This is a genomic window from Mycobacterium sp. UM_11 (assembly GCF_001414075.1).
Taxonomy (GTDB): Bacteria; Actinomycetota; Actinomycetes; order Mycobacteriales; family Mycobacteriaceae; genus Mycobacterium.
Genome location: NZ_LATC01000123.1, coordinates 1 through 12553, shown reverse-complemented (window position 1 = coordinate 12553; position 12553 = coordinate 1). Strand labels below are relative to the sequence as shown.

The window sequence follows — 12553 nt, the reverse complement described above, 5'->3', positions numbered from 1 at the left end:
GTGGTGGACGGAACGGTGGTGGTGGTGGTCGTTGTCGTCGCCGCCGGGCCGTGGGCGGGCGAACCGGTAGCGAGTTTGACCACCGCGAACACCAGCGCGGCGAGCACGATCACCCCGAGCGCGCCGGCCGCGACCAGCGCCGCCGGACGGCGGTACCACGGGGTGGGCGGCTCCGGCTCGGGCGCCGGCTCGTCGTAGTACCCGCCATACGCGGCTTGGGTCGGCTCGGAGTAGTAGTCGGGTTCCTCGGGGTAAGGCACGAACGCAGATGTTAGTGGATCAGGCCGCGCCGTCGATGAGGCGCAGCGCCCGCTCGAACAGGTGCACCGTGGCCGCGTGCAGCTGATCGCCGACCTCTTTTTCGGCCTTCCCCGCGCAGGCCCGCGCCAGCGTCCCCTCGATCACGATGCCCAGCTTGAAGCAGGCCAGCACGGTGTACCAGGTGATGTGGGACAGGTCGCGGGTGGTGTTGGCGGCGTAGCGTTCGAACAGCTCGTCGGTGCTGGCCAGCCCGTCCTGACCGCCCAGGGCGTGGCTGAACACGCTGGAGCCGTCGGGCTGGCGCCAGGTGGCCAACAGCCAGCCCAGGTCCAGCAGCGGGTCGCCGATAGTGCACATTTCCCAGTCGACGATCGCGACCACGTCCGGCCCGGTGCGGGAGAACATCACGTTGGCGGCGTGGTAGTCGCCGTGCATGATGCCGGGTGTCCAGGTTGTCGGCCGGTGGCGGTCCAGCCAGCTCGAGACCTCCTCGATGCCCGGGATGTCGGGCCCGGGGTAGCCGTCGTACTCGTTGTAGGAGTCCAGCTCCGAAAGCCAGCGCGGCACCTGGCGTTCCAGAAAGCCCTCCGGCTTGCCGAAGTCGGCGAGACCCACCGCCACATGGTCGACCGCGCCCAGCTTGGCCAGCGCGTCGGCCATCGAGAGGCCCATGCCGTGCCGCACACTTCGATCGCCGGCATGCAACGGCGGCAGCCCCTCGCCGGCGTTGAACCCGTCGACCGGGTCCATCAGGTAGAAGACGGCGTCGCCCAGCACGCCGGGGTCCGCGCACGCCGCGATCAGATGCGGGTGCGGCACATCGGAGCCGGCCAGTGCGGCAAGGACTTTCGTTTCCCGCAGGATGACGCTGTTGCTCCGCGGGCGCAGGTGCCGCGGCCCGCGCCGCAGCACGTAGGGCCGGCCGGCCCGGGTGAACCGCAGCATGACGTTCTGGGTGCCGCCGGTGACGGCGGAAACATCCTGAATCGGGCCCTCGCCGAGCCCCCGCTCGGACATCCACGTCGCTACGGCGTCGAGGTCGACCCCGGCCACGGCCAGTTCGTGCGGCGTGCGCGTCATCGCGGCGCTCCCTTCGGCAACCTGTGGGCCCACTGGGAAAGAGCGTAAGTCACCGCCTGAACGCGGCCGGGGGTGGCGGAGGCTGGAACAATAGTGTGCGGAACTAACTGACTCTCGGGCCTGGAAGGAACTGGCGATGCCGCGTACCGACAACGACTCCTGGGACATCACCCAAAGCGTGGGGGCCACCGCATTGGGCGTCGCCGCGGCGCGGGCAGCCGAGACGGCGAGCGAGGATCCCCTGATCAACGATCCCTTCGCGCAGGTGTTCGTGGACGCCGCGGGCGAGGGCATGTGGAGCATCTACGCGGATCCCGCGGCGCTGGCCAAGGCGGTGGAGCTGGAGCCGGAAGTGGGGTCGCGGATCCAGCTGATGATCGACTTCATGGCCACGCGCACAGCGTTTTTCGACGAGTTTTTCCTGGGCGCGGCGGACGCCGGCGTCCGCCAGGTGGTCATCCTGGCCGCCGGCCTGGACGCGCGGACCTGGCGATTGCCCTGGCCGGACGGCACGGTTGTCTACGAGCTGGACCAGCCCAAGGTGCTGGAGTTCAAGTCCAACACGCTGCGCGAGCACGGCGCCGAACCCAAGGCGCAACTGGTGAACGTCGCCATCGATCTGCGGCAGGACTGGCCAACGGCGTTGCGGGAGGCCGGGTTTGAGCCGTCGCGGCCGGCGGCCTGGTCGGCGGAGGGCCTGGTTCGTTACCTGCCCGCGCAGGCCCAGGACTTGCTGTTCGAGCGCGTCCACTCGCTGAGCGCGCAGGGCAGTTGGCTCGCCTCCAACGTGCCCGGTGAGGGTTTCACCGACCCCGACGTCGTCCGGCGCCAGCGCGAGGACATGCAGCGCATGCGTGCCGCGGCGGCCAAGTTGGTCGACGCCGAGATCACCGATTTCGACGACCTCTGGTACGCGGAGGAGCGCACGCCGGTCGACGGCTGGCTGCGCGAACGGGGCTGGGACGTCGCCACGGCGACGTTTTCGGAGTTGATGGCTCGCTACGGCCGGCGCGTACCGCAGGGATCCGAGCATGCGATGCCCCCCACGCTGTATGTCTCCGCGCAGCGCCGCGGCTAGGGCGGACGACACTCAAACGCCCACGCGCGCATGGCCGCTACCCTCACCGGTGTGGCTGATCGACCGGCACGAGTGCGCGACGTGCACGAGATCGCCGCGTCGATGCCGCACGTGCAGCGTCTGGAGGGCCCGAAGGGCAACGCGATCTATCAGGTGGGCGGCAAGTCTTTCGTCTTCTTCCGCACGCCGCAGCCCGATGCCACCGATCCCGACACCGGCGAACGATATGCCGACGTGATCATGCTCTGGGTGGAGTCCGAGAGCGACAAGCTGGCGTTGATCCAGGACCCCGCGTCACCGTTCTTCAGCACCGACCATTTCGACGGGCATCCCTCGGTGCTGGTGCGAGCCGCCCGGCTCGGCGAAATCGGCCGGACGGAGCTGGTCGAGCTCATCCAGGACGCGTGGCTTTCGCGGGCCTCCAAGCGGCGGGCCGCCGCATGGCTCGCCGAGCACGCCTGATCCCCGCGGGCTCCGCTGGGGCACTGCCGAATTCATCCCGGGCCATGTTTAGACGCAAGTCGAATGGGTAACTACCGTCCACGAGAAATTTTTCTCGTCCACATTGGAGGTCACCATGCGTGGCAGCGGAATCATCGGCACCATTGCCTTGGTATGGCTGCTGATCGGGGTTTTTGCGGCATGGCAACGCGATTACTTCAAGGGTGACTCAACCAGTTGTGTCACGGCTGGAAACATCGCGTTGACCGTGGTCGCGGGCCCTTTGAATTACGCGGGCGTCAACCCGAAAGTCAAGGATTGCCATGTCCCGCAGCCCAGCTCGATGCCCAGCAGCATAGAACCCCTCACATTAAGGAAAGTGTCATGATTGTCCTCGGTGCGATCCTGTTAATTCTCGGATTTGTTTTCGGTATCCATTTGCTGTGGGTACTCGGTATCGTCTTGCTCGTTATCGGGGCCATCTTGTGGATTATGGGCTCCGTCGGGCGTCCGGTCGCCGGCCGGCGCTACTGGTATTAGCCACCTCGCCGGGAAAACGGGATCGCGCGACTGCCGGGCAGTCGCGCGATCCCGTTCACAGGCAGCGCAAAGGTAAGCCATAGCCACGGCTCAGCGCGGTGCGCATACTGGAACGTGTGACACAGCCGCGAGCATCCGTCGAGCGGGTTGTCATGTGTCGCGCCGACGGCAATCCGATCAACGTTCTGGTGGTGGACGACGAGTCCGTCCTGGCCGAGATGGTGTCGATGGCGCTGCGGTACGAGGGCTGGAACATCGCCACGGCCAGTGACGGGTCATCGGCGATCGCCGCGGCCCGCGCCCAGCGCCCGGATGTGGTCGTCCTCGACGTGATGCTGCCCGACATGAGCGGGCTCGACGTCCTGCACAAGCTGCGCGAGGAGAACCCCCAGCTGCCGGTGCTCCTGCTGACGGCCAAGGATGCCGTCGAAGACCGCATCGCGGGGTTGACCGCGGGCGGCGACGACTATGTCACCAAACCGTTCAGCATCGAAGAGGTGGTGCTGCGGCTGCGGGCGCTGCTGCGGCGCACCGGCGTGACGACGGTGGACAGCGGCGCGCAACTGGTGGTCGGCGACCTGGTGCTCGACGAGGACAGTCACGAGGTCACCCGCGCGGGCGAGCCGATCGCGTTGACCTCCACCGAATTCGAGTTGCTGCGCTTCATGATGCGCAATTCCAAGCGGGTGCTGAGCAAGGCCCAGATCCTCGACCGGGTGTGGAGTTATGACTTCGGCGGCCGGTCCAACATCGTCGAGCTGTACATCTCGTACCTGCGCAAGAAGATCGACAACGGCCGCGAGCCCATGATCCACACGCTGCGCGGCGCGGGCTATGTCCTCAAGCCGGCCCGCTAGGAGCGATCGCAAGCCCGGCGAAGCCGGGCGCCGCGGGTCGCGACCGTTGGCTAGGAGCGATCGCAAGCCCGGCGAAGCCGGGCGCCGCGGGTTGCGACCGTTGGCCAGCTCGCGCCGGGCCTGGTCGCTGCGCTTGCGGCTGCTGGTCGGGCAGATCGTCGTGCTGGCCATCGTGTGCGTCGGCATCACCGCGGTGACCGAGCTGGCGCTGAACCATCACCTGGTGAAGCAGCTCGACGGCCAACTCGCCGGCACGTCGTTCCGCTCGGCACTGATGTATCCCGAACCGAACCGGCCGCGGCGCGACCACTCCTACTATCAGCGGCCCGGCCCGGGCCCCCGATTCCTGGACGCCCCCGGTCAGCCGGCCGGCATGGTCGCCGCGGTGATCAACCACGGCAAGACGGTCGATGCCGGCTACCTCACCAGCAGTGGGACCCGGGCCGCGCTGACCTCAACCGCCCAGACCCAACTGGAACAGATCGCCGACAGCCGCGCGCCCGTGACCCTGAACCTGGACGGCCTCGGCCGTTACCGGGTGGTCGCGGCCCCGAGCCGAAACGGCGGCGACACCATCGTCACCGGCCTGTCGATGTCGAATGTCGACGCCACCCTGATCCGGATGCTGATCATCTTCGCGATCGTCACCGTGATAGCGCTGGCGGCCGCGACCATCGCCGGGGTGATCATCATCCGGCGGGCGCTGGCGCCGCTGCGTCGCGTCGCGCAGACCGCGAGCAACGTGGCCGACCTGCCGCTGGACCGCGGCGAGGTCCAGCTACCGGTCCGGGTCCGCGAATCCGACGCGAACCCGGCCACCGAGGTGGGCCAGCTCGGATCGGCCCTCAACCGGATGCTTGACCACATCGCGGCCGCGCTGTCGGCGCGGCAGGCGAGCGAGACCCGGGTGCGCCAGTTCGTCGCCGACGCCAGTCACGAACTGCGCACGCCGCTGGCCGCGATCCGCGGCTACACCGAACTCACCCAGCGCATGGACCGCGAAGGCGGGGACCGGGAGGCAATAGCCCACGCCATGAGCCGGGTGGCCTCCGAGACCGAACGGATGACGCGCCTGGTCGAGGACCTGCTGCTATTGGCCCGCCTGGATTCCGGCCGGCCGCTGGAGCGCGAACCGGTCGATTTGTCGCGGCTGGCGGTCGACGCGGTCAACGACGCGCACGTCGCCGGAGGAGACCATCAGTGGGAGCTCGACCTGCCCGAGGAGCCCGTGATCGTCACGGGTGATGGCGCCCGGCTGCACCAGGTGCTGACCAACCTGCTCGCCAACGCCCGCCTGCACACCGGCGCGGGCACGGTCGTGACCACGCGGTTGACCACCGAGCCGGCACACACCGTGCTGCAGGTCATCGACAACGGACCCGGCATCCCGGCGGCGTTGCAGTCCGAAGTGTTCGAGCGGTTCGCCCGCGGAGACACCTCGCGCTCGCGCAAGGGCGGAAGCACCGGACTGGGTCTGGCGATCGTGTCCGCTGTGGTCAAGGCGCACGACGGCACGATCGCGGTGAAAAGTTCACCCGGCCATACCGAGTTCACGGTGCGGTTGCCACTGAACGGGTGGCAACCGCCCGCGAGCTCAGCTAGCTAGAGCAGTTGACGTCGATTTCGAACGGCTTGTTCACCGGTTGCATCGGGTTGGCCATGTCGACCCCGGTGGCTGTGCCGGTGATCTTGTAGCTGTTGCCGTTCTTTTCGGCGGAGGCGTTGCCCTGGCCGGTCCCGGAGGTGTAGCCGAGCGTCACGCCGTTGACGTTGCCCAGCCCAACCGATTTCACCTGGGGCGGATTGGCGTCGGTGAGAACGGCGGCGATTCCGGTCGCCGCACCGCCGATCGCGATGTTCACGTTGCCGCCTGCGGTCGTGCACACGACCGAGCCGCTCACGTTCTGGTCCTTACCGTCGATGAGGACCTTGGTTCCGCTGGCAGCGCCCGCCGAGGTGTTGATGGCCGAACTAGTGCCCGAACCGCCCGAACTCGACTTGTTGCTGGAACAGCCGGAAATACCGGCGGCTAGAACTGCCGCTCCAACCGCCGCGACCATCAGTCCACGCTTCACGTGTTCTCCTTCGCCCGAAAGTTGCGACCCTCGGCATTGAGGGCCGTCTGGGCAGTATGCGGGTTAACTGGACTCAATATCTAGGGTTCGAGGTAATTGTTTGCATGTTCATTGGTCGGTTGCCAATGAACGCTGTGCGGAATGGCCGCGCAATGGCAATGTATTGGCGTGGAACACAAACGCCCCACCGCGGTCATCGAGGCGGCACACGGCGCGCACGCGCTGCCATTCGATGACGACGCGGACTTCGACAACGCCGATCGTGGCTTCATCGCCGCCCTGTCGCCGTGCGTCATCAAGGCCGCCGACGGACGGGTGGTGTGGGACAACGACGCGTACTCCTTCCTCGGCGGCCCCGCTCCGACGTCGGTGCACCCCAGCCTGTGGCGGCAGTCGACGCTGGCCGCGAAACAAGGCCTCTACGAAGTGGTTCCGGGCATCTACCAGGTCCGTGGGCTCGACATCTCCAACGTCACGTTCGTCGAAACGGACACCGGCATCATCGTTATCGACCCGCTGGTCTCCACCGAGGTCGCGGCCGCCGCCCTCGGCCTGTACCGCACGCACCGCGGCGGCGACCGCCCCGTCGTCGCGGTGATCTACACGCACAGCCATGTCGACCATTTCGGCGGCGTCCTGGGCGTCACCTCGCAGGCGGAGGTCGACTCCGGTGCGGTGGCCGTGCTGGCGCCGGACGGTTTCGTAGAGCACGCCGTGCAGGAGAACGTCTACGCCGGCCCGGCCATGACGCGCCGAGCGACCTACATGTACGGCTCCCTGCTGCCGCGCGGCCCGATGGGCCAGGTGGGCTGCGGGCTGGGCCAGGCCCCGTCCACCGGCGAGGTGGCGATCATCGTCCCGACCATCGACATCCGCGAGACCGGCGAGAAGCACACCATCGACGGCGTGGAGATCGAATTCCAGATGGCGCCCGGCACCGAGGCCCCGGCCGAAATGCATTTCTACTTCCCGGCTTTCCGCGCGCTGTGCATGGCCGAAAACGCCACGCACAACCTGCACAACCTGCTGACGCTGCGCGGCGCGCTGGTGCGCGACCCGCACGCCTGGTCCGGCTACCTCACCGAGGCGATCGACACCTTCGCCGACCGCGCCGACGTGGTGTTCGCCTCGCACCACTGGCCGACCTGGGGCCGGGACAGCATCGTCGAGTTTCTATCCCTGCAACGCGACATGTACGCCTATCTGCACGACCAGACGCTGCGACTGCTCAATAGGGGCTACACCGGTGTTGAGATCGCGGAGATGTTCCGGATGCCGCCCGCGCTCGAACGCGCCTGGCACACCCACGGTTATTACGGGTCGGTCAGCCACAACGTGAAGGCGGTCTACCAGCGCTACATGGGCTGGTTCGACGGCAACCCGGGCCGGTTGTGGCCGCATCCGCCGGAGGCTCTCGCGCCGCGTTACGTTGAGGCGATGGGTGGAATCGACCGGGTAGTGGGCCTGGCTCAGGCGGCGTACGACGCCGGCGACTTTCGTTGGGCGGCAACGCTGCTGGATCACGCGACCTTCGCCGACGACGGGCACGCCGGTGCCCGCGAGCTGTACGCCGACACGCTCGAACAGCTGGCCTACGGCGCGGAGAACGCGACCTGGCGCAACTTCTTCCTCAGCGGCGCAACCGAATTGCGAAGCGGCAACTTCGGCACCGCGGCTCAGGTCGCCTCGCCCACGATGCTGTCCCAGTTGACACCGGAGCAGATCTTCGACAGCCTCGCCATCCGGGTCGACGGGCCGAGAAGCTGGGATCTCGATGTCGCGATCGATATCGCCTTTACGGATCTGGACGTCAACTACCGGCTCACCCTGCGCAACGGGGTGCTGGTGTACCGCAGGGCGGCGGCCGATCCGGCGACGGCCACCGTTACGGTCAAGCTGGACAGCAAGTCTCGGATCCTGACGGCGGCGCTGGGCGACTTCGCCTCGCCCGGCCTGCAGATATCGGGCGATCAGGACGCGCTACGGGCCTTCTTGGGGGTGCTGGACCAGCCGGACCCGAGCTTCAACATCGTCACGCCGTGACGTCGATGACGACTTTGCCCAGCACTTTGCGGTCGGCCACATGCCGCAGCGCGGCGGCGGTGTCGGACAACGGGAATCGCGCCCCGATGTACGGCCGGATCGTTCCGGCGGCGAACATTTCCGACAATTCCCGCATGTCGCGGACGGCCTCGTCGGGATGGTCTGCCATGAAGGTGCGGATCTCCATGCCGCGCACGCAGATGTCTTTGAGCAGAACGAGGTTCAGCGGGATGGCCGGTATCGTCCCGGCCGCGTAGCCCAGCGTGACGAAGGTGCCGCCGCGCGCCAGCGCGCGCAGCGCCGGCTCCGCGTACGGCCCGCCTACCGGGTCGATGACCACCCTGGCGGCGTCGCCGGTGAGCTCGCGGATGCGTGACTTCAAGTCCTCCCGGTCGTAGTCGACGGTCGCCTCGGCGCCGCGTTGGCGGCAGAGTTCGAGTTTGTCGGGGCTCGACGCCGCGGCGAGCACCCGAGCTTTCAGGGCGACGGCCAGGTCGACGGCGGCCAGCCCCACGCCGCCCGCCGCGCCCAGCACGACCACCCAATCCCCTTGCGCCACCGCGGCGGTCGAGCGCAACGCGTGATACGCGGTGCGGTAGGTGACGCCGAAGGCGGCCGCCGAGGCGAAGTCGGCGTCGTCGGGGACGAGCGTCGCCTGGCTCGCGTCCAGCAACGCCTGCTCGGCGAACGCCCCGAAAGTGGTTCCGGCCACGCGCTGCCCTGGGCGAAACGGCGCGCCGTCGCCGGCGGCAATCACCTCACCGGCGATCTCGTTGCCCGGGATGAACGGCGGCGGGATCTTGACCTGATACTTGCCGGCGATGAACAGGACGTCGGGGAAGTTGACGGCGGCGGCGTGGACGCGCACCAACAGCTGCCCGGGACCGGCCACGGGATCGTCGACGTCCTCGAGAACCAGATCTTCCGGGGTGCCGTAGGAACGGCAGACGACCGCGCGCATCAACTGACCCCCAGGCCGCGTAGACAGAATTGCACCAGGTGTGCGATGTCGTCGGGCTTCGGCCGGTCGCCCGAGCCCACGTATCGGCGCATCGTCGCCGCCGTGCAACTGAACACGGCCTCCACGTCCCGCTCGACGTCGTTGCTGCCCAGCGCCGCAACGGGTTCGACGAGCAGATCGCGCAGCGGCCGCATCATCTCCTGATCCGCCGCCCGCCAATTCGTGCCGGCCGACATCTGCCCGGCGGCCGCGCGGCTCATGCTGATAAGGTGCGGGTCGGCCACCTGCGCGAGCGTGCCCTCGATCCAGCGCGCGACCTGGTCGCGGGGCTTCGGCTCCTTGGCCATCTGGTGCTCGAGGTAGGACACCACGATGCCCACCCCGCGTTCCATCACGGCCAGGATCAGTTCGTCCTTGCCGGCGAAATAGCGGTAGAACGCCTTGTTCGACGAGCCGGCCTCGGTGACGATGTCGCTGACCCGCGGCGGTTCGGGCGCGACGCGTTCCATGACGCGCACGGCGGCGGCCAGGATGCGCTCGACCTCCTCGGTGGCTTCGCGCTGGCGGTCGTCGAGCGCCCGCTCGACCGCCGCGGTCACCCTGCTGGTCACGGCGAATCGGGCAGCGCCGGAACCCGGTCGATGAGGTCGCCGTACTTGGACCGGGCGGCCTCGCGCCGGATGTCCAGCAGCTCGCTCGGCCATTCGGCGTCCTCGGCCTCGTACCCCTTGAGCAGCAGCCGGGCCAGGTTCACCTTGTGGGCCTCGGTCGGCCCGTCGGCCAGCCCGAGCGCAACCCCGCCGAGCAGCACGTTGACCAGCGGCAGCTGGTCGGTGGTGCCGAGGGCGCCGTGCACCTGGATCGCGCGCAGCCCAATCGATTTGAGCACCTGCGACGCCAGTATCTTGCACGCGCCGATCTCGGCGCGGGCTGCGTGCTCCCCGGCGGTGTCGATCAGCCATGCCGCGTGCAGCACCGCCAACCGGAACGGCATCAACTCGGTGTAGGAGTCGGCGATGAACGCCTGCACCAGCTGCTTGTCGGCCAGTGAACTACCTTGTGTGAAGCGGCTTTTCGCGCGCCGGGCCATCATCTCCACCGCGCGTTGGGCCACCCCGATCGAGCGCATCGCGTGGTGCAGGCGCCCACCGGCGAGCCGGGTCTGCAGGATCATGAAGCCCTGCCCGGCTTCGCCCAGCAGCGCGTCCGACGGCACCCGGACCCCGTCGTAGTGCACCAGCGAGTGCCCGGGCTCGTGGGGCAGCGCGCCGACCAGGTGATGGGTGGCCTCGATGGTCAGCCCATCACTACCGGCCGGCACCAGAAAGGTCGAGGCGCCGCGGTGGACGGGCACGTCCGGGTCGGTGATCGCGACGACGATGAAGAAGGACGCGACGGAGGCGTTGGAGGAGAAGTACTTTCGCCCGGTGATCACCCAGTCGTCGCCATCACGGAAGGCGCGCGTGCGGAAGACTCGCGGATCGGCCCCGCCCTGCGGCTCGGTCATCGAAAAGCACGAGAAGATCTCCCCGGACAACAGTCCGGCGAGATAGCGGTCCTTTTGTTCCTGCGTACCGAAGCGGGCGATGATCTCGGCGTTGCCCGTGTCGGGCGCCTGGGTGCCGAACACGATCGGCGCCCAGGGGCTGCGGCCCAGGATTTCATTGATCAACGTCAGCTTCACCGCGCCGAAGCCCTGACCGCCGAGTTCGGGGCCCAAATGCGGTGCCCACAGGCCTTTGTCGCGGACCTGCTGCTTGAGCGGATCGACGATGCGCCGGCGCTCGTCGTTCAGCGGCAGGAACTCGCAACCCGGGAACAGCACCTCGAGGGGTTCCACCTCCTGGCGGACGAACTCGCGGACCCAGTCGATTTTCTCGGCAAATTCCGGTTCGGTGGAGAAGTCCCAAGACATTCGATCGCTCCTATCTGCTAGGGGATTCCGCCGTCGGCGCGCAGGATGGAGCCGGTGGTGAAACTGGACGCATCGGACGCCAAAAACATTGCGGCGCCCACGATTTCGGCCGGGTCCCCGGCCCGCTGCAGGGCCAGGTGCGCGAACGGCTTGCCGTGGGCGGCCTCGAGGTTCCAGGCCTTGCTCACGTCGGTCAGGAACGGGCCGGCCATCAGCGTGTTGACCCGCACCGCCGGCCCGAATGCCTTCGCCAAGGCTTCGGTCATGGCGTTGAGGCCGGCCTTGGCGGCGGCATAGGGGACGATGTCGGGTGTCGGGCGCAGCGATCCGGCCGTGCTCACGTTGATGATCGACCCGCGTCCGGCCGCCACCATGCGCTCGCCAACCAGGGCCGACAACCGGAACGGGCCCTTGAGGTTGAGGTTGACCACCGCGTCGAACAGCTTCTCGGTGACGTCGGTCAGCTTGTCGTACAGCGGCGACATGCCCGCGTTGTTGATCAATACGTCGACCTTGCCGAACCGGTCATAGGTCGCCTCGACCAAGCCGTCGAGCTGGTCCCAGCGGCCCACGTGCACCTGATACGGCATGGCTGCGCGCCCGGTCTCGGCCTCGATCTCCTTGGCGGTGGCCACGCAGTTGTCCATGTTGCGGCTGGCGATCACCACGTCGGCGCCGCAGCGGGCGGCGCCGAACGCCATCTCGCGGCCCAGCCCGCGGCTGCCGCCGGTGACCAGCACCACCCGGTCGGTGAGGTCGAAAAGCCGCTCCACGTAAGCCATTTCAGTGTGCCCTCGCCAGCTCGGCCGCCGTGGCGATGAGCTGGGGGATCATCGCCCCGAAGGCGCCTTGAATCTTGGAGTCCACCTTGCCGGTTCGCACGCCGGCCGCATAGGTCTTCTCCAGCACGATGCCGAGCTTCCAATTCGCCAGCACCAGGTAATAGTCGATGTTCTCCGTCGACAGCACGCTGATCTGCTCGTAGTGCTCGAGCAATTCGCCGCGCCTGGGCATGCCGCCCATGTCCAGATAGAACCCGTCGGCGCGGGGCTCCTCTCCGTCGTAGCCGAGCAGGCACCACGCCAGGTCCAGCAACGGGTCGCCGACGGTCGTCATCTCCCAGTCGACGATCGCGGCCAGTCGCGCCGGCTCCCCGTGCGCGAACATCACGTTGGCGAACTGGTAGTCGCCGTGCATGATGCCCGGCCGGTAATGCGCCGGGCGGTTGTTGCGCAGCCAGTCGGCGGCCTCCTCGAGCCCGGGCAGCTCGCGCACCCTGTAGGCGTCGAGGAAGGCCAGCCA

General features: G+C 68.0%; 14 protein-coding genes and 1 pseudogene. 7 read left to right on the top strand and 8 right to left on the bottom strand.

All coding sequences use genetic code 11. The annotated features are described in order from the left end of the window. A pseudogene (locus tag WU80_RS21930) lies at positions 1–260 on the bottom strand (hypothetical protein); the annotation flags it as partial. A 19-nt stretch (positions 261–279) separates the two neighbouring features. Then, on the bottom strand, positions 280–1278 hold the full coding sequence (locus WU80_RS21925) for a phosphotransferase family protein (RefSeq protein ID WP_231633887.1): 999 nt from the start codon (positions 1276–1278) through the stop codon (positions 280–282). Between the two features lie 199 nt (positions 1279–1477). On the opposite strand from WU80_RS21925, the gene WU80_RS21920 reads away from it, so the two are divergent. The 6 genes from WU80_RS21920 to WU80_RS21905 all read left to right on the top strand — a co-directional run bounded on the left by WU80_RS21920 (position 1478) and on the right by WU80_RS21905 (position 5863). Then, positions 1478–2419 (top strand): class I SAM-dependent methyltransferase, encoded by a 942-nt coding sequence (locus tag WU80_RS21920; protein ID WP_055405843.1) that lies wholly within the window; start codon positions 1478–1480, stop codon positions 2417–2419. Between the two features lie 51 nt (positions 2420–2470). Continuing rightward, the gene (locus WU80_RS21915) at positions 2471–2881 is read left to right on the top strand and encodes an MmcQ/YjbR family DNA-binding protein (RefSeq protein WP_055405312.1); all 411 of its coding nucleotides are present in this window, start codon (positions 2471–2473) and stop codon (positions 2879–2881) included. A gap of 103 nt (positions 2882–2984) precedes the next feature. Next, the gene (locus tag WU80_RS25615; RefSeq protein ID WP_082459989.1) at positions 2985–3248 is read left to right on the top strand and encodes a hypothetical protein; all 264 of its coding nucleotides are present in this window, start codon (positions 2985–2987) and stop codon (positions 3246–3248) included. After that, positions 3245–3400 carry a DUF6131 family protein gene (locus WU80_RS26475; protein WP_197506511.1) on the top strand — a complete coding sequence of 52 codons (156 nt, stop codon included), beginning with the start codon at positions 3245–3247 and terminating at the stop codon, positions 3398–3400. The genes WU80_RS25615 and WU80_RS26475 overlap by 4 nt, the downstream gene beginning before the upstream one ends. 152 nt (positions 3401–3552) lie before the next feature. After that, positions 3553–4257: a two-component system response regulator TcrX gene (gene tcrX / locus WU80_RS21910; RefSeq protein WP_055405310.1), complete on the top strand. Its 705-nt coding sequence runs from the start codon at positions 3553–3555 to the stop codon at positions 4255–4257. Between the two features lie 100 nt (positions 4258–4357). After that, positions 4358–5863 (top strand): cell wall metabolism sensor histidine kinase WalK, encoded by a 1506-nt coding sequence (locus WU80_RS21905; RefSeq protein ID WP_055405311.1) that lies wholly within the window; start codon positions 4358–4360, stop codon positions 5861–5863. Here the strand turns inward: WU80_RS21905 and WU80_RS21900 are convergent. After that, positions 5856–6332, bottom strand: a complete 477-nt coding sequence (locus tag WU80_RS21900) for a lipoprotein LpqH (protein WP_055405309.1) — start codon at positions 6330–6332, stop codon at positions 5856–5858. The two genes, WU80_RS21905 and WU80_RS21900, sit on opposite strands and share 8 nt — an antisense overlap. A 162-nt stretch (positions 6333–6494) precedes the next feature. Between WU80_RS21900 and WU80_RS21895 the strand changes: the two genes are divergently transcribed. Continuing rightward, entirely contained in the window at positions 6495–8375 is a 1881-nt protein-coding gene (locus WU80_RS21895; protein ID WP_197281329.1) for an alkyl/aryl-sulfatase, read from the top strand. On the opposite strand, the gene WU80_RS21890 is transcribed toward WU80_RS21895, so the two are convergent. From WU80_RS21890 to WU80_RS21870, 5 genes are all read right to left on the bottom strand, one after another. After that, positions 8365–9336: an NADPH:quinone oxidoreductase family protein gene (locus WU80_RS21890; RefSeq protein ID WP_055405307.1), complete on the bottom strand. Its 972-nt coding sequence runs from the start codon at positions 9334–9336 to the stop codon at positions 8365–8367. The two genes, WU80_RS21895 and WU80_RS21890, sit on opposite strands and share 11 nt — an antisense overlap. After that, positions 9336–9947 (bottom strand): TetR/AcrR family transcriptional regulator, encoded by a 612-nt coding sequence (locus WU80_RS21885; RefSeq protein WP_055405306.1) that lies wholly within the window; start codon positions 9945–9947, stop codon positions 9336–9338. Before WU80_RS21885 ends, WU80_RS21890 begins: the two co-directional genes overlap by 1 nt. Then, positions 9944–11251: an acyl-CoA dehydrogenase family protein gene (locus WU80_RS21880; RefSeq protein WP_055405305.1), complete on the bottom strand. Its 1308-nt coding sequence runs from the start codon at positions 11249–11251 to the stop codon at positions 9944–9946. Before WU80_RS21880 ends, WU80_RS21885 begins: the two co-directional genes overlap by 4 nt. Before the next feature lie 17 nt (positions 11252–11268). Beyond that, positions 11269–12033 carry an SDR family NAD(P)-dependent oxidoreductase gene (locus tag WU80_RS21875; protein WP_055405304.1) on the bottom strand — a complete coding sequence of 255 codons (765 nt, stop codon included), beginning with the start codon at positions 12031–12033 and terminating at the stop codon, positions 11269–11271. Between the two features lies 1 nt (position 12034). Beyond that, positions 12035–12553: phosphotransferase family protein (locus WU80_RS21870; RefSeq protein ID WP_156371815.1), on the bottom strand; the 519-nt coding region annotated here is incomplete at its 5' end.